The organism is Aquipseudomonas alcaligenes NBRC 14159, assembly GCF_000467105.1.
Classification (GTDB): domain Bacteria; phylum Pseudomonadota; class Gammaproteobacteria; order Pseudomonadales; family Pseudomonadaceae; genus Aquipseudomonas; species Aquipseudomonas alcaligenes.
The window spans coordinates 131577-155082 of sequence record NZ_BATI01000005.1 but is presented as its reverse complement, the minus strand read 5'-3'; the positions used below and the strand labels follow the sequence as shown (position 1 = coordinate 155082).

The 23506-nt window shown below is 65.1% G+C and carries 21 protein-coding genes, 1 tRNA gene, 1 pseudogene and 1 riboswitch; of the genes and pseudogenes, 4 read left to right on the top strand and 19 right to left on the bottom strand.

Translation table 11 applies throughout. The annotated features are described in order from the left end of the window. Positions 1 to 38: 38 nt before the first annotated feature. The 3 genes from PA6_RS02850 to PA6_RS23815 all read right to left on the bottom strand — a co-directional run bounded on the left by PA6_RS02850 (position 39) and on the right by PA6_RS23815 (position 4259). Positions 39 to 2318 carry an ATP-dependent DNA helicase gene (locus tag PA6_RS02850; RefSeq protein ID WP_021699366.1) on the bottom strand — a complete coding sequence of 760 codons (2280 nt, stop codon included), beginning with the start codon at positions 2316 to 2318 and terminating at the stop codon, positions 39 to 41. Continuing rightward, complete coding sequence (locus PA6_RS02845) at positions 2315 to 3952, bottom strand: VRR-NUC domain-containing protein (RefSeq protein ID WP_021699365.1); 1638 nt, start codon at positions 3950 to 3952, stop codon at positions 2315 to 2317. The genes PA6_RS02850 and PA6_RS02845 overlap by 4 nt, the downstream gene beginning before the upstream one ends. A 145-nt stretch (positions 3953 to 4097) precedes the next feature. Further along, the gene (locus PA6_RS23815; RefSeq protein WP_021699364.1) at positions 4098 to 4259 is read right to left on the bottom strand and encodes a hypothetical protein; all 162 of its coding nucleotides are present in this window, start codon (positions 4257 to 4259) and stop codon (positions 4098 to 4100) included. Between the two features lie 185 nt (positions 4260 to 4444). Here PA6_RS23815 and PA6_RS02840 point away from each other — a divergent pair, with 185 nt between their 5' ends. Together PA6_RS02840 and PA6_RS22380 are read left to right on the top strand one after the other, a co-directional pair. Next, entirely contained in the window at positions 4445 to 6649 is a 2205-nt protein-coding gene (locus PA6_RS02840; protein WP_021699363.1) for an OsmC domain/YcaO domain-containing protein, read from the top strand. A gap of 209 nt (positions 6650 to 6858) precedes the next feature. Next, positions 6859 to 7626 (top strand): hypothetical protein, encoded by a 768-nt coding sequence (locus PA6_RS22380; protein WP_021699362.1) that lies wholly within the window; start codon positions 6859 to 6861, stop codon positions 7624 to 7626. Positions 7627 to 7673: 47 nt separating this feature from the next. Here the strand turns inward: PA6_RS22380 and PA6_RS23290 are convergent, their stop codons facing one another. After that, on the bottom strand, positions 7674 to 7838 hold the full coding sequence (locus PA6_RS23290) for a phage regulatory CII family protein (protein WP_155948006.1): 165 nt from the start codon (positions 7836 to 7838) through the stop codon (positions 7674 to 7676). Continuing rightward, complete coding sequence (locus PA6_RS02830; protein ID WP_021699361.1) at positions 7819 to 8070, bottom strand: helix-turn-helix domain-containing protein; 252 nt, start codon at positions 8068 to 8070, stop codon at positions 7819 to 7821. The genes PA6_RS23290 and PA6_RS02830 overlap by 20 nt, the downstream gene beginning before the upstream one ends. Here PA6_RS02830 and PA6_RS24515 point away from each other — a divergent pair. Both PA6_RS24515 and PA6_RS24465 read left to right on the top strand, forming a co-directional pair. Continuing rightward, on the top strand, positions 7967 to 8347 hold the full coding sequence (locus PA6_RS24515; protein ID WP_370670715.1) for an SGNH hydrolase domain-containing protein: 381 nt from the start codon (positions 7967 to 7969) through the stop codon (positions 8345 to 8347). The genes PA6_RS02830 and PA6_RS24515 overlap by 104 nt on opposite strands. A 15-nt stretch (positions 8348 to 8362) precedes the next feature. Continuing rightward, positions 8363 to 8840: pseudogene (locus tag PA6_RS24465) on the top strand (tyrosine-type recombinase/integrase); the annotation flags it as partial. Between the two features lie 16 nt (positions 8841 to 8856). Here PA6_RS24465 and PA6_RS02820 read toward each other — a convergent pair. The 14 genes from PA6_RS02820 to PA6_RS02755 all read right to left on the bottom strand — a co-directional run bounded on the left by PA6_RS02820 (position 8857) and on the right by PA6_RS02755 (position 23262). Continuing rightward, complete coding sequence (locus PA6_RS02820) at positions 8857 to 9477, bottom strand: hypothetical protein (RefSeq protein ID WP_021699359.1); 621 nt, start codon at positions 9475 to 9477, stop codon at positions 8857 to 8859. Between the two features lie 92 nt (positions 9478 to 9569). Then, positions 9570 to 9643 (bottom strand) — tRNA-Gly (locus PA6_RS02815). 82 nt (positions 9644 to 9725) lie between these two features. Further along, on the bottom strand, positions 9726 to 10604 hold the full coding sequence (locus PA6_RS02810; protein ID WP_021699358.1) for an alpha/beta fold hydrolase: 879 nt from the start codon (positions 10602 to 10604) through the stop codon (positions 9726 to 9728). Positions 10605 to 10927: 323 nt separating this feature from the next. Continuing rightward, entirely contained in the window at positions 10928 to 11620 is a 693-nt protein-coding gene (locus PA6_RS02805; protein ID WP_021699357.1) for a pseudouridine synthase, read from the bottom strand. A gap of 2 nt (positions 11621 to 11622) precedes the next feature. Next, the gene (locus PA6_RS02800) at positions 11623 to 11826 is read right to left on the bottom strand and encodes a cysteine-rich CWC family protein (protein ID WP_021699356.1); all 204 of its coding nucleotides are present in this window, start codon (positions 11824 to 11826) and stop codon (positions 11623 to 11625) included. Further along, on the bottom strand, positions 11823 to 13307 hold the full coding sequence (locus PA6_RS02795) for a sensor domain-containing diguanylate cyclase (RefSeq protein ID WP_021699355.1): 1485 nt from the start codon (positions 13305 to 13307) through the stop codon (positions 11823 to 11825). Before PA6_RS02795 ends, PA6_RS02800 begins: the two co-directional genes overlap by 4 nt. A gap of 62 nt (positions 13308 to 13369) precedes the next feature. Then, positions 13370 to 14191 carry a DUF4824 family protein gene (locus tag PA6_RS02790; RefSeq protein ID WP_021699354.1) on the bottom strand — a complete coding sequence of 274 codons (822 nt, stop codon included), beginning with the start codon at positions 14189 to 14191 and terminating at the stop codon, positions 13370 to 13372. After that, positions 14188 to 15255, bottom strand: coding sequence for a DUF2157 domain-containing protein (locus PA6_RS02785; RefSeq protein ID WP_021699353.1), 1068 nt, complete (start codon positions 15253 to 15255; stop codon positions 14188 to 14190). Before PA6_RS02785 ends, PA6_RS02790 begins: the two co-directional genes overlap by 4 nt. Positions 15256 to 15294: 39 nt before the next feature. Continuing rightward, the gene (gene uca, locus PA6_RS02780) at positions 15295 to 18894 is read right to left on the bottom strand and encodes an urea carboxylase (protein ID WP_021699352.1); all 3600 of its coding nucleotides are present in this window, start codon (positions 18892 to 18894) and stop codon (positions 15295 to 15297) included. 281 nt (positions 18895 to 19175) lie between these two features. Next, a complete protein-coding gene (locus PA6_RS02775) occupies positions 19176 to 19811 on the bottom strand; it encodes an urea amidolyase associated protein UAAP2 (protein WP_021699351.1) in 636 nt (211 codons plus the stop codon). Between the two features lie 11 nt (positions 19812 to 19822). Then, positions 19823 to 20551 carry an urea amidolyase associated protein UAAP1 gene (locus PA6_RS02770; protein ID WP_021699350.1) on the bottom strand — a complete coding sequence of 243 codons (729 nt, stop codon included), beginning with the start codon at positions 20549 to 20551 and terminating at the stop codon, positions 19823 to 19825. Between the two features lie 2 nt (positions 20552 to 20553). Next, positions 20554 to 21336: an ABC transporter ATP-binding protein gene (locus tag PA6_RS02765; RefSeq protein ID WP_021699349.1), complete on the bottom strand. Its 783-nt coding sequence runs from the start codon at positions 21334 to 21336 to the stop codon at positions 20554 to 20556. Then, positions 21333 to 22148, bottom strand: coding sequence for an ABC transporter permease (locus tag PA6_RS02760; RefSeq protein ID WP_021699348.1), 816 nt, complete (start codon positions 22146 to 22148; stop codon positions 21333 to 21335). Before PA6_RS02760 ends, PA6_RS02765 begins: the two co-directional genes overlap by 4 nt. A gap of 46 nt (positions 22149 to 22194) precedes the next feature. Beyond that, positions 22195 to 23262: a putative urea ABC transporter substrate-binding protein gene (locus PA6_RS02755; protein WP_021699347.1), complete on the bottom strand. Its 1068-nt coding sequence runs from the start codon at positions 23260 to 23262 to the stop codon at positions 22195 to 22197. Positions 23263 to 23321: 59 nt separating this feature from the next. Beyond that, a riboswitch (guanidine-I (ykkC/yxkD leader) is annotated at positions 23322 to 23425 on the bottom strand. Positions 23426 to 23506 lie beyond the last annotated feature (81 nt).

Sequence of the window (23506 nt, the reverse complement as noted above, 5' to 3'; positions counted from 1 at the left end):
GCGTCACGGTGCGGAGGATAAGGAAAATCCAGAGCGTCTCAAGCACCGGGTTTTTGCAAAGTATGTATTGCCCGTTCGACCTGCCACCAACTCGGCAGCAACTGGCGCACCTCGCGGCGGGTGAAGCGGTCGTCGAGCAGGTAGACCACGCCCTGATCCGAGGTGGTGCGGATCACCCGGCCGGCCGCCTGCACCACCTTCTGTAGCCCGGGGTAGAGGTAGGCGTAGTCGTAGCCGTTGCCGAACATCTGCTGCATGCGCGCCTTCACTTCCTCGTTGACCGGGTTGACCTGCGGCAGGCCGAGGCTGGCGATAAAGGCACCGATCAGGCGCTTGCCGGGCAGGTCGATGCCCTCGCCGAAGGCGCCGCCGAGCACGGCGAAGCCGACCCCGCGGGAATGCTCGGTAAAGCGCTCGAGAAAGTCCTGGCGCTCGGCCTCGTTCATGCTGCGCGACTGTGCCCACACCGGGATATCCGGGTGCGCGCGGCGGAAGTTGTCCAGGGCCTGTTCCAGGTAGGCGTAGCTGCTGAAGAAGGCCAGGTAGTTGCCCGGCTGCTGGTGGAACTGGCGCGCCATCAGATCGGTGATGGGCGCCAGGCTGGTCTCGCGATGCTGGTAGCGGGTCGACAGGTTGGCCAGCGCCTGCACCCTGAGCTGCTCGGCGTTGAACGGCGACTGCACTTCCAGCCACTGCCAGTCGCGTGGCAGGCCGAGCAGGTCGGCGTGGTAGTGGCCGGGGCTGAGGGTGGCGGAGAACAGCGTGGCGCTGTGCGCATTGGCGAAACGCTCGGCGAGGAAACGTGCCGGCACGATGTTGCGCAGGCACAGGGTCGACAGGCTGCGCGTGTCATGGCGGGTGATATCGAACAGCGAGTGCGGGCCGAACGCCTCGGCCAGGCGGCAGAACAGCATGGCGTCTAGGTAGAAGCGCAGCAGCGCGGCCTGGTTGCCCTCGGGCTGGTCGGTGAGGTGGTCGGTGATCGCACTCACCGCCTTCTGCAGGGCGGCGATGAACAGGTCGGCGATGGTCGGGTAGATCTGGTAGGGCACTTCCTGATCGCGGTGCAGCTGGTTCCAGTGCCGGCCGACCCGCTCCAGTACGCCCTTGAGGCCGGCCGGGGCGACTTTGCGCAGGGCGTTGAATTCGGCCTGGTCCAGCTCGGCACTGTACATGCCGCGGGCGCGGTCGATCAGGTTGTGCGCCTCGTCCACCAGCAGGGTGACTTTCCAGCCATTGACCACGGTCAGCCCGTGCAGAAGGGCGGTCATGTCGAAGTAGTAGTTGTAGTCGCCGACCACCACGTCGCTCCAGCGGCACAGCTCCTGGGACAGGTAGTAGGGGCAGACCTGGTGCGCCAGGGCGACCTCGCGCACGGCCTCCTGGGTCAGCCAGCGGTGTTCCAGGGCGGCGGCACGGGCGGCCGGCAGACGGTCGTAGAAGCCCTTGGCCAGCGGGCAGGAGTCGCCGTGGCAGGCCTTGTCCGGGTACTCGCAGGCCTTGTCGCGGGCCACGTGCTCCAGCACCCGCAGCGGCATGTTCTGCTCCTGCTCGCGCAGGCTGGCCAGGGCGTCCAGCGCCAGGCGCCGGCCGGGTGTCTTGGCGGTTAGGAAGAACAGGCGATCCAGGTCCTGGCCGGGAAACGCCTTGAGCTGCGGGAACAGGGTGGCCAGGGTCTTGCCGATACCGGTGGTGGCCTGGGCCAGCAGGAAGTCGCCATCGCGGGCGGCACGGTATACGGACTCGGCGAGCTGGCGCTGACCGCGGCGGAAGCTCGGGTAGGGGAAGCGCAGCGTTTCCAGGCTGGCGTTGCGTGCCAGGCGGTGCGCCGTTTCCTGCTCGGCCCAGGCGACGAAGCGCGCGCACTGCAGTTCGAAGAAGGTCCGCAGCTCGGTGGCCGCGAAGCGCTCGCGAAACACCGTTTCCTTCTGCGACAGGACGTTGAAGTACACCACCGCCAGGTCGATCTCCTCCAGGCCCAGGCTGTCGCACAGCAGCCAGCCATAGACCTTGACCTGAGCCCAGTGCAGCAGGCGGTGGTTGGCCGGGATGCGTGCCACGTCGCCGCGATGGGTCTTGATCTCCTCCAGCAGGTTCTGCGCCGGGTCGTAGCCGTCGGCGCGGCCGCTGACCAGCAGGCCCGGATAGGCCCCGGTCAGCGGCAGCTCGGCGACATAGCCGGCGCCACGCCGGCCGACCACCGTGCTGTGTCCGGCCATACCCTCGGCGGCGGTGGGCGCGGGGGTGAAGCGCAGGTCGAGGTCACCTTCCTTGGCGGTGAACTCGCACAGCGCGCGCACGGCCACGGCGTAGCTCACGCCTCGCTCCAGCGCACGTAGCAAACGTCCACCGGCATGCCGTGCTGGGCGCAGAACGCCAGCCAGCGCTTCTGGTTGTCCTGCAGGCGGTCGCCGGGGCCCTTCACCTCGATCATCCGGTAGCGTCGCTCGGCCGGCCAGAACTGGATCAGGTCCGGCATGCCGGCGCGGTTGGCGCGGATGTCGCCGAGCAGGCGCTCGAACCAGGCGCGCAGGTGTGCCGGCGGCAGGCAGTGCAGGGCGGTTTCCAGCAGCTCGGGCGTCAGCACGGCCCAGTGCACGAAGGGCGAGACGATGCCGTGCTTGGCGGCGTAGGTGGCGCGAATCGCCTCGGCGTGGCTGCCCTCATCCAGCATGCCCAGGCAGCGCTCGAACAGCGCGGCGCGGCGGCTGCGGAAGTCGCTGTCGTGCAGGTCCACCGGGCCGCTGTGGAAGGGGTGGAAGAACGCTCCGGGCAGCGGGGCGAAGATCGCCTCCCAGCACAGCAGGCCGAACAGCCCGCAGACCAGGGTGTTCTCCACATAGAAGACTGGCGCCTGTTCGTCGTGCAGGTGCTGCTGTACTGCCCACTCCACGCTCGACGCCTCGGGCCTGGGCAGTTCCAGTTCGATCAAGCCGGCCTCGGCCGCAGCGGGGCGCGGTTGCCTGGGCAGGCCGAGCTGGCGCTGCAGGCGGGGCAGGGCGCGCTCCAGTGCCTGGGCCTCGGCATCGTTGCGTGGGGCGAGCAGGGAGGCAGTGGCGAGGTCGTGGGCCTGCTGCAAGTCGCCAAGCTTTTCCAGTACCCGCACTTGCCGCTGGCGCGCTTCGGCGTGGCTACTGGCGGCATAGAGCGCGGCCGCCTGGGCCAGCTCGCCCGCGCGTTCCTCGGCCTGGCCGAGGTGGAACAGCAGCTTGGCGTGGCGGCGGCTCAGGTGCGGGTTCGCGCTGCTGAAATCGCCCAGCTCGGCGAGCACCTCGGCGACCGGCTGGCCCGCCTCGAACTGCTCCCGGCAGCGGCGCAGGTGCAGGTAGTCGTCGACATCGCGGCGGCTGCGGAAACCGCGTGACTCGCGGCTGATCGGGACCGCCTCGTAGCGGAAGATGCCCAGCTCGGCGAGCACGAACTCGGACCAGTCCTGTGCCAGGTTGCCGAAGAACAGCAGGCGCAGACGGTCGCACAGCGGGCCGATGGTCAGGCTGTAGAGGCGGTCGAGTGGCGGGCACCAGTGGCGGAAGGTACGCGCGTCCGGGTAACGAGCCAGCAGGGCCTGCAGCTGCTCGTCCTTTTTCAGCCCGCGCAGGGGGGCGAGTTCCGTGAAGCAGGCGAGCAGCTCGTCCTTGCGCAGCAGGGCGAACAGCTCGGTCAGCGTCAGCTCGGCATCCTCGGTCAGCCAGCCCAGATGCAGCAGCGGCTCGGCGGCGGCGCCGACGTCGCCAATCTCGTCGTAGCTCAGCTTGCTCGCGCGAAAATGCGGCCCCTTGCGCATCACCAGACGCACCAGCAGCGCCTGCGACGACTGCGGCAATGTGCTGAAGCCTTGCAGGAAGGCCGCTTCCTCGGCGTCCAGCAGATCGCTGTAGCGTTCGCCGATCCAGGCCAGCGCGGTGCGGAAGTTGGCGAGGTAATAGAGGCTGGGGTCGAGTGCGGCAGGCATGGCAGTTAACTGGTTTTATATACAGTTAATGGTGCGTGACCCGCGCTGACGAGGCAAGCCCGCTCCGACCGTTTGCACGTGCGCAAGGCAGAAAAGCAAAAGCCCGGGCCATGACTGACCCGGGCTTTGCGAGGTTTTGGGGCGGCTAGGCGGCTACCGAGTTGCCGATCAGCATGCCGTGCTGCACGCGGAACAGATGCCCGCTGATGCGCAGGGTGAAGGGGGCGCGGCTGACAATCTGGGCTCCGTCCTGGAGCAGGGTTTCGATATGTGCACGCAACGCGAGGTATTTCCGTTGTTCCTTCATCGGAAAGCTCCTGTATTGAGGTTGCCGAGAGCCTACCAAGCTTTGTGATGATGTCGACATTTCTGTGTGGTGTTAAATGTGTCGTGCATCACATTTTGTGATGGCGTTATGCCTGTGCGCCATGTCGGGGCCGAATGACGGATAATGCCGGCCATTTCGCCTCGCACGCATTCTGGTAATCCCGCATGGAAATCAAGGTCAATTTTCTCGACAACCTCCGTCTCGAAGCCAAGTTCGATGACTTCACGGTGATTGCCGACCAGCCCATCCGCTACAAGGGCGATGGCTCGGCGCCGGGGCCGTTCGACTACTTCCTGGCGTCCTCGGCACTGTGCGCGGCCTACTTCGTCAAGCTGTACTGCCAGACGCGCAACATCCCCACCGACAATATCCGGCTGGCGCAGAACAACATCGTCGACCCGGAAGACCGCTATAAGCAGATCTTCAAGATCCAGGTCGAGCTGCCGGCGGACATCTCCGACAAGGACCGCCAGGGCATCCTGCGCTCCATCGACCGCTGCACGGTGAAGAAGGTGGTGCAGACCGGCCCCGATTTCGTCATCGAGGAAGTCGCCAACCTCGACGCCGACGCCCAGGCCCTGCTGATCCCGGCGCTGACCGCGGGCGAGGGCACGCGCATCCTCGGCAAGGATCTGCCGCTGGAACAGACCATCGCCAACATGTCGGCCATCCTCGCTGGCCTGGGCATGAAGATCGAGATCGCCTCCTGGCGCAACATCGTGCCCAACGTCTGGTCGCTGCATGTGCGCGACGCCCAGTCGCCGCTGTGCTTCACCAACGGCAAGGGCGCGACCAAGGAGAGCGCGCTGGCCTCGGCGCTGGGCGAGTTCATTGAGCGGCTGAACTGCAACTTCTTCTACAACGACCAGTTCTGGGGCGAGGAAATCGCCAATGCCGATTTCGTTCATTACCCCAACGAGCGCTGGTTCAAGCCGGGGCCGAAGGACGCGCTGCCGGAAGAGATCCTCGACGAGCACTGCCTGGCCATCTACAACCCGGACGGCGAGCTGCGCGGCTCGCACCTGTACGACACCAACTCCGGCAACAAGGCGCGCGGCATCTGCTCGCTGCCCTTCGTGCGCCAGTCCGACGGCGAGGTGGTGTACTTCCCGTCCAACCTGATCGAGAACCTGTACCTGTCCAACGGCATGAGCGCCGGCAACACATTGGCCGAGGCGCAGGTGCAGTGCCTGTCGGAAATCTTCGAGCGCGCGGTCAAGCGCGAAATCCTGGAGAACGAGCTGGCCCTGCCGGACGTGCCGCAGGAAGTGCTGGCCAAGTACCCCGGCATCGTCGCCGGGATCAAGGGCCTGGAGGAACAGGGCTTCCCGGTGCTGGTCAAGGACGCCTCGCTCGGCGGCGAATTCCCGGTGATGTGCGTGACCCTGATGAACCCGCGCACCGGCGGCGTGTTCGCTTCCTTCGGCGCCCACCCGAGCTTCGAAGTGGCGCTGGAGCGCAGCCTCACCGAGCTGCTGCAGGGCCGCAGCTTCGAGGGCCTCAACGACCTGCCGGCGCCGACCTTCGAGAGCCAGGCGCTGACCGAGCCGAACAACTTCGTCGAGCACTTCATCGATTCGAGCGGCGTGGTGTCGTGGCGCTTCTTCAGCGCCAAGGCCGACCACGAGTTCGTCGAGTGGGACTTCTCCGGCCATGGCGAAGACTCCAATGCCCAGGAGGCCGCGACCCTGTTCGGCATCCTCGAGGACATGGGCAAGGAGGTGTACATGGCCGTGTACGACGACCTCGGCGCCAACGCCTGCCGCATCCTGGTGCCGGGCTACTCGGAGATCTACCCGGTCGAGGACCTGATCTGGGACAACACCAACAAGGCGCTGATCTTCCGCTCCGACATCCTCAACCTGCACAGCCTCAGCGACCTGCGCCTGAAGAGCCTGCTCAAGAGCCTGGAGCAGTGCGAAGTCGATGACTACACCGACATCACCACGCTGATCGGCATCGAGTTCGACGACAACACCGTGTGGGGCCAGCTGACCATCCTCGAACTCAAGCTGCTGATCTACCTCGCCCTGAAGAAGTACGACGAGGCCAAGGCGCTGACCGAGGCCTTCCTGCAGTACAACGACAACACCGTCGAGCGCGGCCTGTTCTACCAGGCGCTCAACGTGGTGCTGGAAGTGCAGCTGGACGACGACCTGGAGCTTGCCGACTACGAGGCCAACTTCCGCCGCATGTTCGGCAACGAGCGGATGGACGCGGCCATCGGCTCGGTGGAAGGCAGCGTGCGCTTCTATGGCCTGACGCCCACCAGCCTGAAGCTGGAAGGGCTGGATAAGCACCTGCGTCTGATCGACAGCTACAAGAAGCTGCATGCGGCGCGGGCTGCAGCAGCAACTCAATCGCGCTGAAAGCGGAGTTGCAGGGGCTTCTTTCATTGATTGAAAAGGCTGTCGTGCCCCTGCGTCTCTGATTTTGGCTCCAGGGCTCAGGCCATCAGGTACCCGAGGCGAATGCAGTGAAACTCATTGTTCACCTTATCCCCAGGCAACCCGGTGCCGAAGCCGTCATAGCCGCCTCAGTCGCGGGTTGCACTCGGCATGCGTCGGGTGGCTTTGCCATGGAGATCGACCAGCCCGCCTTGCGTGCGGCAATTGCCTCGGGTGAGCGGCTTGGCGGGTTGGGCGTTTCGGCTGAGTGGCGACTGACAGAGGCCGAGCTGGCGTCGCTGTCCCATTTCTCCGTCGTATGTCGTCTGACCGTTCCGGAGAGCGATGCTGCCTACAAGCGCAACTACGACATGTGTCAGGCGTCTCCACAGATCGCAAGCGGAGCCGGCGCATCGATTCGCCTTGCGCGTGGCTTCTGCCTGAGCAAGGCAAGCCTCAAGCCAAACTCGGTCGCAGGCATTGGCGAATGGACCGGAGCGTACTTGGCCGGCGAGGATGTGCTCGAGGCATTTCGACAGGCCGGGCTGACAGGGCTGGCTTCTGAGCCTGTTCTTCAGACCAGCTCCCGGGCCCCTTTTTCGAATGTTCGGCAGCTCGTTACAGAAGCTATCCTGCCTGCCGCTGTTGCCGGTGCGCTGCCCGATTTTCCATCAGGGTATTGCGGCCTGCTCTGTTACGAGCCCCGGCAACTCATCGATCAGCCGGACTTTTCGCACACGGCGGAGCCTTGGGCGAGTCAGCGCTATGGTTGGCCGCTGTGGGTTGTCAGTGCCCGTACGCGCAATCTGTTTCTTTTGCAGGGCATGTCCGGCTGGGCGTTCCGGCCCGTTCTGGTCACCGACTCGGCTCTCTATGAGCGCTATCTCGCTCTAAGTCAGGAACTTTGCGCGCTGCTTCGTGATGCACCGCAGAGCAAGCTCGAAGACCGGGAGTGGTAAGCGGGGTCTAGGTAGGTGGTGCCGGCGACGCGCTCCAGCTGGCGGACCTACTCGTCGGAGAGTGGGTGGTGGCCGGTGTTCTCGTACAGCTTGTTGTCGAACTGCATGAGGTCCAGCCCCTGGTTGGCAGCTGCACACTCGCGGCCACCCGGGAAGGCGGCGACATCGGTCATGACTGCCGGCCGGCGGCTATCAATAGTCGGGCGTTTCATCTTCTCGTTTCCCCATGGGCCGACCGCACCACTGTGCAACCGTGCCCTCTTTGATGCCGAGCAGAACGGCGGAGCGGTGGGCTTCGCCGCCCTTGCCCTTCTTTGTGCCGGCTAGAACTTGATAAGCGGTGTGCAAATCGAGGTGGTGCTCTTCGGCGAAATCCTTGACGGACTTTCCTTGGGCTTCGATCCAAGCCTTTGCTTGTGCAGGCGTGCGGGTGGCGTGCACCATTCAAAAGCGTTCAACGAGCAAGTGGGGATTATTAAGGTTTCCGTGTGCTGTCAGCAAAGAGGCTTTTATAAAGCGAAATGCTGGACATCGACGGCTAGTTGATGAGGTGCTTAGTAAGTTTCCTCAAGTTAAACAGCTCGATCCGGCTCTGGTTTTGTGCGATGAGCGGTATTGTTATGGAATGAAGGATGGGAAGCCGTTGTATTCAGACGATGCTCACTTGAGCAAGTTTGGGTCATCATTTGTAGCAGAAGGTATGCGGAATCAACTCCGTTAAATTTGGTTAGTTCGAGACAAAAAGGTGAGTCGCCCGCATACTCTCATGGTGGTGGTGATCTGCCTTTTTACGGGGGGCGCTGGGGTAAGGCCCAGGCACTGACCCCGGAGCGGCTTGGCGCAGGTGTCGTGACCTTTGCCAATACCAAGTCGAAGCGGGTGAGGGCGGTTCCGGTGCATCCGTCCCGGTGGATGCCATCCGCAAGCACTGGAGCACGCATGGCCCGTTCACCAACTGTCTGTGCGTGTTCCGCAAGGTGCTGCTCGAAGCCTCTATCAAGCCCCCCAAGGGGCAGTCGAGCCACACCCTGCGCCACACCTTCGCCGCTCACTTCATCATGGGCGGTGGCCACATCGTCACGCTGAAGGAGATCCTGGGGCATGCCTCGCTGAGTATGACGATGCGCTATGCCCACTTGGCGCCGGAGCACCTGCATGACGCGATCAGGCTTGGCCCGCTGTCAGGTATCACGCTATCGCTTACGCATAATTGAAGTCTGACGGCGGTGATCAGGCGACAGACATAGTAAGGATTTCGTAGTTCGGATTGAGAGCCTTACTCAGAAATGCATTAGGTACTTCAAATTTGGATATTGCCTGGAGCCCAGTTCGCATGTCGGGTGGGCAGCGTTCAATGCTTACATCCAGGCCGAAGTAGCTGACAGAAAAGCTCCAAACATCTGGAAATGGAGCGTTCTCCCAACCAATTGCCTTGTATCCGATCATTGCGGCGTCTATCAGCGACTCTAAAAACAGGCGATTCAGCGTTCCTACTGCGGGGACGAGGGGATATCCATACTCCCCCCCACGGGTAGTCCAGTCGTAGAGTTCTTGCTTAATGTTGACCTGAGCATGAGGGTATGAGCGGAGGTGCTGCACTACCTTATCAACGCTTTCGAAGCTCAGTTCGCTAAGCGTGGAGTCTTGCTCCTCATAGGCATCTGCAATCCCTTGCTCTTCATCGGAGCGCGATTTTCCAGAGATTTCCGAGATGAAAAGGGAATCACAGGTTGCTCGGAAGTCTGTAAGGGAGCAGAAGCCACTTTCTACCAGTGACGTCAGAAGAGTTTTCAGTTCCTCGTCAGTGAGCCTTTCTGCATTCGATTTTCCAAATACAACGCCGGTAGCCATAGAGTCTCCTTCTCTAGTCGACACTTTTTCGACACGTTCATCTGCCGGATACGAAAAAGCCCTGTAAAAACAGGGCCTTGACGTTGATGTTCTGGAGCGGGCGAAGGGAATCGAACCCTCGTCATGAGCTTGGGAAGCTCAGGTAATGCCATTATACGACGCCCGCTCGGGCGGCTGACTTTTTACCAGAATCGCCCGGGAAGGTGAAGCCGGGCGCGCGTCTTGCGCCCGTTTTATTGCCGGGCGCTTCATAGCGCCACGGCCCGTGGCTCTCGTTCCACGCTGCGTGCATGGCCCTGCGTGGGGGCCAGCAGGAAGGCCAGCAGGGCATCGCGGGTCTGCATCCAGGCGGCCTTGTGTTCCATGTCGAGGAAGTGGCCGGCCTGGGCGATGGTGCGGAACTCGCAGTGGCGCACGTACTGGGTGAACAGGCGCGCGTCAGCCGGCGTTGTGTACTCGTCCCACTCGCCGTTGACGAACAGCAGCGGTATCTCGATCTGCCCGGCGAAGCTGACGCAGGAGCGCCCGCCGTTGTTCAGCACGGTTTCCACGTGGTGGCTCATCTGCTCGTATTCGTAGCGTTCCAGGCCGGTGACGTGTCGATGGTTGTAGCGCTTGAACAGCGAGGGCAGGTGCTTGCCGATGGTGCCGTTGAGCACCATGCCGATGCTCTCGCGGTCGCATTCGCGCATCACCACCAGGCCGGCGCGCAGGTAGCCGAGCATGGCGCTGTTGACGATCGGCGAGAAGGAGTTGATCACCGCGCGCTCGATTCGTGACGGACGCCGGGCCAGCGCCTGGAGCGTGGCGATGCCGCCCCAGGAGAAGGACAGCACGCTGTCGCAGGCGAAGTGTTCGACCAGCTCCAGAAGGATGTCGGCTTCTTCCTCGCGGCTGAGAAAGCGCTCATGCAAGTTGTGCGCACGTGACTGGCCGGCGTAGGGCAGGTCGAACAGCACTACGTTGAAGTGCGGGTGGAGGTAGCGAAGCGTCTGCGCGAAGGATGCGGTGGTCGACAGCGAGCCGTTGACCAGGATGATGGTCCGCTCGGCGCAGTCGGCGCGGTAGAACTCCGTGTAGACCCGGTATTGCCCCTGGATATCCAGCACAGCGGTTTCAGCTTTCATGGTCATGCCCCTGACATGCGGCGTTGCGGACGCACAGCGGCACATCGCGGCTGCGCGAGCTTCATGGCAGGTAGGCATGGGCCTGGGAAACGGGGCCTGGTCGGCTCAAAAGGCTGGCCGGGATTTATTGTTGGCGGCGGGTGCATTTTCCGTCCGGGATCGACAACTCGATGGGCAGCCCGTGATTGGCGGAAAAGGCGTTTAGATGTTTGTTGTGACTGTTCGGTCACTAACGGACCGTTGACTGGATTCAAGCAGCCTCGTGTTACCGATGCAAGTCATGCCGATGAAATTGGCCCTGCCATTGGTCGGGCGAACTGTGTTCAGACGGCCTCTATCTCGGCGCTTGTGAGCGGGCGGTAGTGGCCTGGGGCCAGGGCCGGATCGAGTTGCAGCGGGCCCATGCATTCGCGGTGCAGGCCGATGACCTTGTTCTGGAAGTGGCCGAACATGCGCTTGACCTGGTGGTAGCGCCCCTCGTGCAGGGTCAGTAGGGCGGTATGCGCATCGAGTATCTGCAGCTCGGCGGGCAGGGTGGTGAGGTTTTCGTAGGCGAAGTACAGGCCGCGGGCGAACACCTCGATGTATTCGGCGGTGATCGGCTGTTCGGTGCTGACCCGGTAGACCTTGCCCAGGCGGCTGCGCGGCTCGGTGAGGCGGCGCGACCAGAGGCCGTCGTTGGTGACGAGCAGCAGGCCGGTGGTGTTCAGGTCGAGGCGCCCGCCGATGTGCAGCTCTTGCTTGTCCGGCTCGTCGAGCAGGTCGAGCACGGTGCGGTGCTCGGCATGTTCGGTGGCGCTGACCACGCCGGCCGGCTTGTTGAGCATGAAGTAGCGCGCCGGCTTGCCGGCCTGCAGCAGCTCGTCGTCCAGTTCGATACGGCTGAACTCGCGGATCTCGTGGCGGCCGTCGCGCACCGTGGCGCCGTCCACGCGCAGGCGCCCGGCGGCGAGCAGCAGACGGGCGTCGGCGCGGCTGAAGCGCGGCAGGTTGCTGAGGAAGCGGTCGAGGCGCATCGCTAGTCGGGCTTGGCGTCGGCGCCCTGTGCGCTGGCGCAACGGGGGCACAGGCAGGCCTGGTCGCGTGCTTCGGCGGGCAGGGCTTCCAGCACCTGCGGCGCGATCGGCACATGGAAGCACCAGCAGTCCTGCACCGGTTCGTCCTGGCCCGCCTGGGCGCAGGCGTTGGCCTGGCCGCAACGCGGGCAGCGCGCGCTGTTCACTGCTGCAGCCCGCTGACGTCTTCGCACACGCGGTTGCGCCCGGACTGCTTGGCCCGGTACAGGGCGCGGTCGGCGCGGCCGATCAGGCGGTCCATGCTGTCGTCGCCCTGCAGTTCGGTAACACCGATGCTGGTGGTGACGCGCAGGTTGACACCATTGAAGGGGAACACGGCTTCCTCGGTCTGCTGGCGGATCTTCTCTGCCAGCTGGCGTGCGGTGCTGCTGCCGGTGTCCTTGAGCAGCAGAATGAATTCCTCGCCGCCCCAGCGACAGATGATGTCGGACTGCCGCAGATTGCCCTGCAGGGCATGGGCGAAGCCGCGCAGCACCTGGTCGCCGGCCAGGTGGCCGTGGGTGTCGTTGAGTTGCTTGAAGTGGTCCAGGTCGATCAGCAGGGCGCTCAGCGGGCTCTGCCCGCGGATGGCTTCCTGCAGGGCCTGGGCGGCCAGCAGGTCGAAGCCACGGCGATTGGGCAGGCCGGTGAGCACGTCGGTGGTGGCCAGGGCGGCAATGCGCAGCTGGTAGCGGCGCGTGGCCAGGTAGACCAGGAACAGCACCAGCAGGCTGATCAGGGTGCAGATCAGCAGGTTGAGATAGAGGCTGTGGCGGATGCCGGCCAGGGCGCCTTCCTCGTGCTTGTCGACGAACAGGAACCAGTCCAGTTCGGGGATGTAGCGCACGTTGAGGAAGTGGCCGCGTCCACCTTCCCGATAGTCGAAGCGGCCGCTCTTGGGCTGTGGCAGCACCGCCAGCAGCGGTTCCAGACCGGCCACTTCGCTGAGCAGCTGGCCGCGATGAGCACCCATCGGCCCGCCGTCGGCGCTGGTCAGTACCAGGCGGCCGTTGCGGTCGGTGAAGTAGATGGTGCGGTCGTAGCGGCGCTGGTAGTCGTCGACCAGCTTGACCACCGCGTCCACGGTCAGGCCGACACCGGCCACGCCGATGAACTGTTCCTGGTAGTCGAACACCTTGAAGTTGATGAAGAAGGTCAGCCGATCACTGTTGGCCATGTCCGGGTCGACGCTGATCTCGTAGGGCTCGGCCATGTTGCGCACGCGGAAGTACCAGACATCGCGCGGCTCGTCTTCCTTGACCTGCTTGAGGATGCCCTTGGCCTGGTAGTAGGTGCGGGTCTTCTCGGAGATGAAGAAGCTGGTGAAGGTGCCGTAGTGGTCCTGGATTTCGCGCAGGTAGCGGGTCATCGGCCCGGTATCCTGCTCTCCATTCAGCGCCCAGTCGCGCAGGAAGGTGTCGCGCGACATCATCGAGGCGATCTGCGTGGGGCGGATCAGGTCCTTTTGGATTTCCGAGTAGATGTTGTCGGAGGTCAGCGGCAGCTCGGTGTTGACGATGTTGTCGCGGATACTGTCGCGGGAGACGTAATAGCTGACCAGGCTGGTGGCGAGAAAGCCGCCCAGCAGGAGGATGGTCAGGAGCAGCAGCAGGGAAATCTGGGCCTTGCGGGACGTGCTGAGCGGCATGGGACTGAGGCCTTTAGGACGTGGCGCAATGCTAGCGCGGTGCGCCGTGTTCGTCATCGCGATTAGGGTTTTTTATCGGCGATTCGTACGTCACTGAGCCAGGGTTCCAGCCGTTGGCCGAAGCTGACTTCGGCGCTGAAGGGCTGGTTGGCGTTGCCGTAGTATTCCGGCAGATGTTCGGCCAACAGCTGGCGCCAGGCGTGAGGCACGTTGATGCTGGCGTTGCTGGGGGAGAACGAGCCGCTGAGCGTGGTGTCGGCGTCGTTGTAGCAGCGTCGCCAGACCCGCACGTTGCCGCGCAGCAGCAGGTAGTGAGCGCGATCCGGATAGCGCTGGCGCAGGGCTGCGGGGTCCAGGCCGACATCGGCAAGGAACAGCCGACTCTCCTTGTCGCGTTCGTTGGCCAGGGCCTCGCGCGCGGCGTTCTCCTGCTGCTGCCGCTCCTTGTCGTTCGGCAGCTCCTGCAGTTTGGCGCTGGCCTTGTGCAGATGGCGCTCGGCCTGTTGTAGCGCTTGCTGATAGAGCGGGCCGTCCAGCCCGAGAATCGCCCAGGCCTGGCGGGTGTCCTGGCGCGGTTCGGGGCCGCTGCTGGGTAGGCCTACGGCCTGCAGCTGCGCTGGCGTAAGGCCGTATTCGCTGTGGCAGCGATCCTTGTCGGCCGGGTTGGTGCGCACGGGCATGCGCCAGTCCAGACGCAGGCTCAGGCCACTGTTCTCGCGGCGCGGGCCGTCCCAGTCGCGATGCAGCTCCCTCTCGGACAACAGCAGCCGGCTCTCCGGCTCGCCCTGGCGGTTGTACCAGACGCCGGCAAGGGCCACGGCGTTGCTCAGCAGGATCAGGCCGAGGCCGGCCAGCAGGCCGTGGCGGGGCTTGAGGGCGATCATGCGTGGTCACCTCCCTTGTGGCTGCGGCGCAGGCGCCCGAGTACCAGCAGGGCGAGGATGGCGGTCAGGCCGAGGATCAGGAAGAACAGGTACTTGGGCAGCACGTCCCACCACCAGTCGACCATCTTGATGAACAGGAACAGCAGGAAGGACAGCTGGCCGATCAGGCTGACCTCGGACCAGTCGCGGCGGATGCCGAGCCAGATGAACAGGGCCGATACTACGAAGCCGAGCAGCTGGTAACTCTTCTCGATGCTGGCGTAGTCGAACGGCAGGTAGCTGCCGCGCCCCCAGTTGGCCAGGACCAGCATCGGCACCAGCAGGGCCAGCATGCCGACGATGCGGTAGGTGGCGGCGAAGCCGCTGAAGCGTGCCTGGGACAGCAGCGCCGGCAACACGAACACCAGCAGGCCGCCGGGCAGGAAGTGCTCCGGTCGTTCGGCGGCCTCCAGCCAAAGCCAGCCGCACCATTGGCTGAGGCGCGTGCCGCTATAGGCCAGCAGGCAGATCAGGCCGGCGGCCAGCAGCAGGCGCGCGTTGCAGGCATAGGCCAGCAGCAGGGCATAGGCGGCCCAGCAGAGCAGGGCGTTGTCCGAGGGGGTGATATTGAAGATCTGCCCGAGCATGTGGATGTTCAGCACGAAGCAAGCCAGGGCCAGCACGCCGGCCAGCTTGGCGAAGTAGCCGGAGGCGTCGCGTTGCTGCAGGGCGAAGGTCAGCAGCAGGCTGCCGAGCGAGAAACCGATCAGGATGCCGACCTGCAGCGCTTCGCCGAACAGGCCCCAGAACTGATAGAAGAAGAACAGCAGGCTGGCCGCCAGGGCTAGCGCACCGAGCAACGAGACCACACGCATGCTCAGCGACAGGCGCTTGGTCTGTTGGTCGTGATCGATGTCGAAATGGCTGCGGTACTGCGCCAGTAGCTGGTCGTGGTGGGCGGCGATGCGCGCGAGCGGCTCTTCCTCCAGCGCCAGAGCATTCTCGCCACGCAGGCGCTGGGCCTCACGGCGAAACGCCTGGATATCGTCGGCTCGTTGCTGGGCCTGGTCGCGGGTCAGCGGCATGGTTCTTCCCTGTGGATGCGCTGCCCGCGACTGTATCCCTTAAGCCTCTTCCAGCACCACTACCCGCTGGCCCGCGCGTACCGGCGAGCCGGGTTGCACGCGCACCTCGCGCACCACGCCGTCGCGCGGGGCGGTGAGGGGGATTTCCATCTTCATCGACTCGAGGATCACCAGCACGTCGCCGGCTTTTACCGTGTTGCCTTCCTCGACCTGCACCTGCCAGAGGTTGCCGGCGATGTGGCTGTCGATGCTGTGCTGGCCGGCCGCCAGCGGGGCGTCGTCGCCCAGGTCGGCGACCGCTTCCTCGCTTTCGAAGTGGGCCTGGCCGGAGGCTATCCAGCGCTGGCGCTCGGCGTCGAAGGCGGCGCGTTGCTGGCTGCGGAAGGCGTCGATGCCCGCGGCTTCCTCGCTGAGGAAGTCCTGGTAGTCGGCCAGGGCCAGTTCGCTGTCTTCGATGCGCAGTTCATAGCGACCGAGCGGGAAGTCACGGCGAATCTGCAGCAGCTCCTCGGCCCCCACCGGGTAGAAGCGAATCTGGTCGAAGAAGCGCAGCAGCCAGGGTTTGCCGTGGAAGGCGGCGACTTCGCGGTAGCGGTTCCACATCTGCAGGGTGCGGCCGACGAACTGGTAACCGCCGGGGCCTTCCATGCCGTACACGCACATGTAGGCGCCGCCGATGCCCACCGAGTTCTCGGCGGTCCAGGTGCGCGCCGGGTTGTACTTGGTGGTGACCAGGCGATGGCGCGGGTCGAGCGGGGTGGCCACCGGCGCGCCGAGGTAGACGTCGCCCAGGCCCATCACCAGGTAGCTGGCGTCGAACACGGTCTTGTAGACCTCGTCGAGATTGGGCAGGTCGTTGATGCGGCGGATAAATTCCAGGTTGCTCGGGCACCAGGGCGCGTCCTTGCGCACCGTGGTCATGTACTTGTCGATGGCCAGTTGGCAGGCCGGGTCGTCCCACGACAGCGGCAGGTGGACGATGCGCGACGGCACCTTGAGGTCCTGGGCGTTGCACACCGCATCCCACTCGCCGATTACCACCGCCAGCAGGTTGGCCAGCGACAGGGTTTCCGGCTGGTAGTGCACCTGCAGCGAACGGATGCCCGGCGTCAGGTCGATCACGCCGTTGAGGTTCTTCGCTTCCAGCGCCTGCATCAGTGCGTGGCCGCGGAAGCGCAGCACCAGGTCCAGCTCGGCCTGGCCGATCTCCAGCAGCAGGTGGGTGTCGCCGGAGAGGCGGGCGACCAGGCGCTTGTCCTGGCTGCCGATGTCGAGGATCACCGGCGGCTCCAGCGGGATCGGCTTCCAGTTCACCGCCACCGCTTCCAGCCCGGCGATTTCCGCTTTGCGTGCCTTGGCCAGCTGGCGCGCGGTGTCGATGTTGACCGGCACGAAGCGCAGCTTGTCGCCGGCCTTGAGCTGGCCGAGCTGCCACAGGTCGGCCTCGATGATGGTCACCGGGCAGACGAAGCCGCCCAGGCTCGGGCCGTCCGGGCCGAGGATCACCGGCATATCGCCGGTAAAATCGACGGCGCCGATGGCATACGGGTTGTCGTGGATATTCGACGGATGCAGGCCGGCCTCGCCGCCGCTGTCGCGCACCCACTCCGGTTTCGGGCCGATCAGGCGCACGCCGGTACGGCTGGAGTTGAAGTGCACTTCCCAGTCGGTGGCGAGGAAGGTGTCGATATAGGCCGGGGTGAAGTATTCCGGTGCGCCATGCGGGCCGTAGATCACGCGGATTTCACGCACGGCGGGCAGGGTGGTGCACAGTTCTTCGGGCAGCTGCGCGCCGTTGTCCGCATCGCTCAATACGGGGATATGCAGCACATCGCCGGCACGCAGGGCGCGGCCGCCGTGGCCGCCGAACTGGCCGAGGGTGAAGGTGCTTTTCGAGCCCAGGTATTCCGGCACCTGCAGGCCGCCGCGCAGGCACAGATAGGAGCGTGCGCCGGAGCCGGCGATGGTGCCCAGGCTCAGGGTACTGCCGGCCTTGATCAGCAGGGCGGTGTTCAGCGGTTGTGCCACGCCGTCCAGGGTGACGGGGATTTCCGCGCCGGTCACCGCTACCACCGCATCGGTGTTGAAGCGCAGCAGCGGGCCGCTCATGGTGATTTCCAGGCCGGCGGCGCCTTCGGCATTGCCGAGCAGGCGGTTGCCCAGGCGCAGCGCACGGTCATCCATCGGCCCGGACGGCGGCACGCCGACGGCCCAGTAGCCGAGGCGGCCGGGGAAGTCCTGCACGGTGGTCTGGGTGCCGGCGGAGAGCACCTCGAAAGTGTTGGCCTGGTAGGTCAGGCCTTCCAGGCAACGGGTCCAGGGATTGCCTTCGGCGAACGGCGCGTCGACCAGGATCTGCCGCAGGTACTGGCTGTTGGTTTCCACGCCGTACAGCAGGGTATCGGCCAGTGCCTGGCTGAGTGCGGCGCTGGCTTGCTCGCGGGTCGGTTGCCAGGTGATGACTTTGGCGATCATCGGGTCGAAGTAGGGTGGAATCTCGCAACCGGCTTCGACCCAGGTGTCGATGCGCAGGCTCTTGCCATCGGCCGCCGGGAAATGCACGGCGGTGAGCAGGCCGGGGCTCGGCTGGAAGTCGCGGCCCGGGTCTTCGGCATACAGGCGCGCCTGGATGGCATGGCCGCTGGGTTTCAGGTTCTGCGCCAGTTCGCTTAGCGGGGCGAGGTCGCCGGCCGCCAGTTCGATCATCCAGCGCACCAGGTCGACGCCCCACACCTGTTCGGTGACGCCGTGTTCGACCTGCAGGCGGGTGTTCACCTCTAAAAAGTAGAAGCGCTCGGCTGCGCTGTCGTAGACGAACTCCACGGTGCCGGCGCTGCGGTAGCTGACCGCCTTGGCCAGCTTGATCGCCGCCGCGCAGAGTTCCTCGGCCATGCCGGCCGGCAGGTTCGGTGCCGGGGTTTCTTCCAGCACTTTCTGGTTACGGCGCTGTACGGAGCAGTCGCGCACGCCGAGGGCGAGGACTTCGCCCTGGCCGTCGCCAAATACCTGCACTTCCAGATGGCGGGCGCGCTGGATGTACTTCTCGATAAATACGCCGCTGTCGCTGAAGTTGTTCTGCCCGAGGCGCTTGACCGCGTCGAAAGCGTCGGAGAGCTCGGCCGCGCTGTTGCACACGCGCATGCCGATGCCGCCACCGCCGGCGGTGCTTTTCAGCATCACCGGGTAGCCGACTTCTTCACCGGCCTTGAGCGCGGCGTCGAGGTTTTCCAGCAGCTCGGTGCCTTCCAGCATCGGTACGCCGTGCTGTTTCGCGAGGGCCCTGGCGGTGTGCTTCAGGCCGAAGACGCGCAGCTGCTCCGGGGTGGGGCCGACAAAGGCGATGCCGGCGGCCTCGCAGGCTTCGGCGAAGGCGGCGTTTTCGGAGAGGAAGCCGTAGCCGGGGTGGATGGCTCGGGCGCCGCTGCGCTTGGCGATCTGCAGAATCTTGTCGACCACCAGATAGGTCTGGGCCGCCGGGCCTTCGCCCAGGCTATGGGCCTCGTCGGCCTGCTGCAGGTGCAGGCTGGCGGCGTCGGCCTCGGAGTACACGGCCACACCCTTGACGTCGAGCTGGCGCAGGGTGCGCAGGATGCGGCAGGCAATGGCGCCGCGGTTGGCGATCAGGAGTTTGTCGAACATTCGAGGAGCCCTCGAAGGGTGGCGGGTCGTCCCGCCGCTATTCGGTCTGCACCACGGTCGTCCGGGGTGATTTGCGGAGGTAAGGTCCGCGCTGCTCTTGGTTCCCTCTCCCCGTGGGAGAGGGTTAGGGTGAGGGTGCCTCGTGGTCGCCGGAGCTGATTTCCCTCACCCCAGCCCTCTCCCGGAGGGAGAGGGGGTTGTCCGAGTGGACTGTTTGGTTGGCTCCAGGCACTGCCCCGAGCGGCTCTGGCACAGGCGGAACAACCACAGGCGCAATCCTTTCAGTCCCATACCAGCACCTCGGCCGGGGTGGGGTTGTAGGCGTTGCAGGGGTTGTTCAGTTGCGGGCAGTTGGAGATCAGCACGATCACGTCCATGTGCGCCTTGAGTTCCACGTACTTGCCTGGCGCCGAGAGACCGTCCTCGAAGGTCAGGCCGCCCTCTGGAGTGACGGGCACGTTCATGAAGAAGTTGATATTGGCACCGAGGTCGCGCTTGGTCAGCCGGCCGTCGTGCAGCGCGCCGCGCAGGAAGTTGTCGCGGCAGCTGTGCATGTAGCGCTTGTCCAGGGCATAGCGGATGGTGTTGCTCTCCTGAGCGCAGGCGCCGCCGAGGGTGTCGTGGCGTCCGCAGGTGTCGGCTGTGATGGTCAGCAGCGGGTTGCCGAGGTTGGACCAGAGCACGGTGCCGGTGGTCAGGTACACGCTGTTCTGCTTACGCAGGGTGCGCTGCGGGTCGTAGCGCTCGCGCGGGTTACGGGCCGAGAAGAACAGGGTATCGACGGCCTGGTTGCCTTCCAGGTCGAGCAGGCGCAGGGTCTGCCCGGCCTTGACCTCGAACAGGTAGGGCTCGCCGGCCGGGATCACATGGCGGAACGCGGCGGCTTCGGGGTGCAGGGTGCTTTCGATCAGGCTCATGGCATCAGCCCTCAGATATACAGACGTTCGGTGTTGTGGAAGCCTCGGCCGTTTTCCGGACGCGAGGTGCGGCAGAGCACGCTGATGCCATCGCTCTGCACCTGCTGCCAGCTGAGCTGCACCGGCTTGGGTGCGTACTGCGGATTCGGGTCCATCGGGTGTTGCAGGGCGGTAAGCACCACCAGGGTGTCCATCGGCGCATACAGCTCGAGGTAGTCGCCGGCTTTGGAGTTGCCGGCTTCGAAGTGGAAGCAGCCGTCGCGATCGACCGTGACCTTGCTGAACAGGTTGAGGTTCATCAGAAGGTCGGCGAGGCCAAGGTCCCACTTGCCCAGCTCCACCAGCAGGTTGTCCATGCCGTTGCGGAAGAAGCCGTTGCGCAGCTCCTGATAGCGGCCCTGGCCGTACTTCTCGGCCACTTCTGCCGCGTTCAGCAGGCCGCCCATGCTGTCATGCCAGCCGCAGGTGTCGGCGGTGATGGCGGCGAGGATTCTGCCCATATCCGAGTACAGGCAGTGGCCGGCGGTGAGCCTGGCGGTGTGCTGGCACTTGAGGGTGTCCGGCAGGTTCAGCCGCTCGCTTTTCTCGTGGGCATTGAGCAGCAGCAGGCTGACGTTGGCGCCACCTTCGATATCGGTGATTCGCAGCAGCTGGCCGCGCTTGAGGACGAAGGAGGTGTGGCCGCCACCGGGGACGGTCTCCTCATAGAGGGTCGGGCGCAGGGCGAGAGAGGCAGTCATGCTCAGGCTCCTTGAAGTTGCGATTGCAGACGCTCGGTCAGCTGCACGGGCAGCGCGGCGCGGCGTTCGCTGTTGAGCGGAATGTCGTAGGTGATGCGCGCGCCGAAGGCATTGGGCGCATGCGGGTCGACACGCACCTTGTCGAATACCAGCAGGCGGGTGCCGAGGCTGAAGCCTTCACTCAGATCATGAGTGACCATGAACACGGTCAGCCCGGTCTCGCGCCACAGCTCCAGCAGCAGGGCGTGCATGTCCTTGCGGATGCCCGGGTCCAGCGCGCCGAAGGGTTCGTCCAGCAGCAGCACGCGTGGCTTGGTGATCAGCGCCTGGGCGATGGCCAGGCGCTGCTGCATGCCACCGGACAGTGCGCTGGGGTACTTGTCCAGGGCGTGGCCCAGGCCGACCGTGCGCAGCAGCTCGGCGGCGCGCTCGCGCGCCTCGCGTTTGGCATTGCCGAACAGGCGGCCGAGCAGGGGTGAACGCGGCAGCTCCAGGCCGATGGCGACGTTGTCCAGCACCGACAGGTGCGGGAACACCGAGTAGCGCTGGAATACCACGCCGCGGCTGGCATCCGGCTCGGCCACCAGCGGCTGGCCAGCCAGCAGGATCTCGCCCTTGCTCGGCCGCTCCTGGCCCAGCAGCAGGCGCAGGAAAGTCGACTTGCCGCAGCCGGAGGCACCGACCAGCGCGCAGAATTCGCCTTCGCGGACGATCAGGTTGAGGCGCTCCAGCACCACCTGATCGCCGTATTCCTGCCAGACATTCTTGACCTGAATGAAGCTCATGCCTTGGCTCCTTCGTACCAGGGGAAGCACAGGCGGGCGAGCTGGCGCAGGCCCAGGTCCATCAGCCAGGCGAGCAGGGTGATCCACACCACGTAAGGCAGGATCACGTCCATGGCCAGGTAGCGGCGTACCAGGAAGATGCGGTAGCCCAGGCCGTCAGTGGAGGCGATGGCTTCGGCGGCGATAAGGAACAGCCAGGCCGAACCCAGTACCAGGCGCAAGGCGATCAGCAGGCGCGGCAGCAGCTGCGGCAGGACCACGCGCAGGATCAGGGTCCAGGTGTTGGCGCCGAGGGTCTGCGCCTTGATCAGCAGCTCGGCCGGGATTTCCCGGGCGCGCTGCTCCATGTCGCGGGCCAGGATCGGGGTGATGCCGATCACGATCAGCATCACCTTGGACAGTTCACCCAGGCCGAAGACGATAAACAGGATCGGCAGAATCGCCAGCGGCGGGATCATCGACAGCACGGTCAGCAGCGGCGATAAAGGCGCGCGCAGCAGCGGCAGGGTGCCGGCAGCGATGCCCAGGCACAGGCCGGACAGTGCCGCGATACCGATGCCCATACCCAGGCGGCCCAGACTGGAGGCGGTGTCCTGCCAGAACAGATAGCCGCCACTGCGCTTGTCCTCGGTGAAGGCCAGGCGCTGCACCGCATCGACCATCTGCGCCGCGCCGGGCAGCAGCTTGTCGTTGGGGTTCTCCGCCAGGCGCGCCGCCGAACCGGTGAAGTAGGCGAACAGCAGCAGGGCGAAGGGCAGCAGGATCAGCAGCAGGCGGCCGCCGCGGTCCGGGTGTCGGTTGATCAGGCGCATGGCGCTCCCTCGGATGGAGTGGGGCGCTTAGCGCCCCGTCGGGCTGTCAGAGCTTGCCGTCGGCCGCCATCTGCATGTAGCTCGGGTCGAAGCGCAGCTTGACGTTGCCCTTGTCGCCGGTGATCACGTCCTTGGCGAAGGCCATGCCTACCGCGTCGGCGCTCTGCGCACCTTCGCCGAGCAGGCCGTGGGAGAAGGAGAACTCGGCCACTTTGGTCATGGTCGCCGGCAGCTTCGGGCTATTGGCGAAGGCCACGGCATCCTTGGCCGCGTAGAACATCTTGGTCGCGGCGAGCTGTGCCTCGTAGCCGGCCAGGTCGGTGCCGGAAGCCTTGGCCATGTGTTCGCGGGCCGCCTTGCCGGCACCCGAGTCGGCGCTCATGGTGGCCATGATTTCGTACCAGGCGCCGGTCAGCGCCTTGCCCAGTTCCGGGTTGTCCTTGAGGGTGTCGCTGTTGACCACCATCAGGTCGATGATTTCACCGGGGATCTGGCTGGAGTCGAACACCTTGGTCACGCCCGGGGTGGCTTCGATCTCGGCCAGCAGCGGGTTCCAGGTGGCCACGGCCTGTACGTCGTCGGTGGCGAAGGCGGCGACCAGGTCGGCGTCGGAGGTGTTGACCACCTTCAGGTCCTTTTCGCTCAGGCCGGCACGTTCCAGGCCGCGGGCCAGCAGGTAGTGGGAGACGGACAGCTCGACCAGGTTGACGTCCATGCCCTTGAGGTCGCCGAGGGTCTTCTTCTCGCCCTTGAGCACGATGCCGTCGTTGCCGTTGGAGAAGTCGCCGACGATCAGCGCGGTGCTGTCCACGCCGCCCGCGGCGGGAATGGTCAGGGCGTCCATGTTGGTCATGGTGCAGCCGTCGAACTGGCCTGCGGTGTACTGGTTGATCGACTCGACGTAGTCGTTGAGTTGGGTGACCTTGATCTCAATCCCGTACTTCTGCGCCCACTTGTCGACGATGCCCTGGGTGGCGCCGTACTCCCACGGCATCCAGCCGGCGTAGATGGTCCAGCAGACGTCGAACTGCTCTTTCTTTTCGGCGTGGGCGGGGAAGGCGAGGGCGGCGGCGAGGCCGGCGGAAAGCAGGGCGAGCAGCGGGGACTTGCGCATGGGTAGACCTCCAGTTCCAGGGATACGGGCAGGAGCGGCGCGGCACTGGCCTGTGCGCGTTCTCCCGGGCTTTTGTCCCGCCGTGTAACCCCTGTCGAGGTCGCCCACTCTCGGACCAGTCGCTCGCCGGGCTTGGCGAGCCGGAACCCTAGTCGGCCATTGCAAGTTGTAGTGCCGCGCCCCTTGCGGGGTGCTTCTGCATGGTCTGGATTAAGCGAACATCGTGCCAGCTATGTGCGAGGCC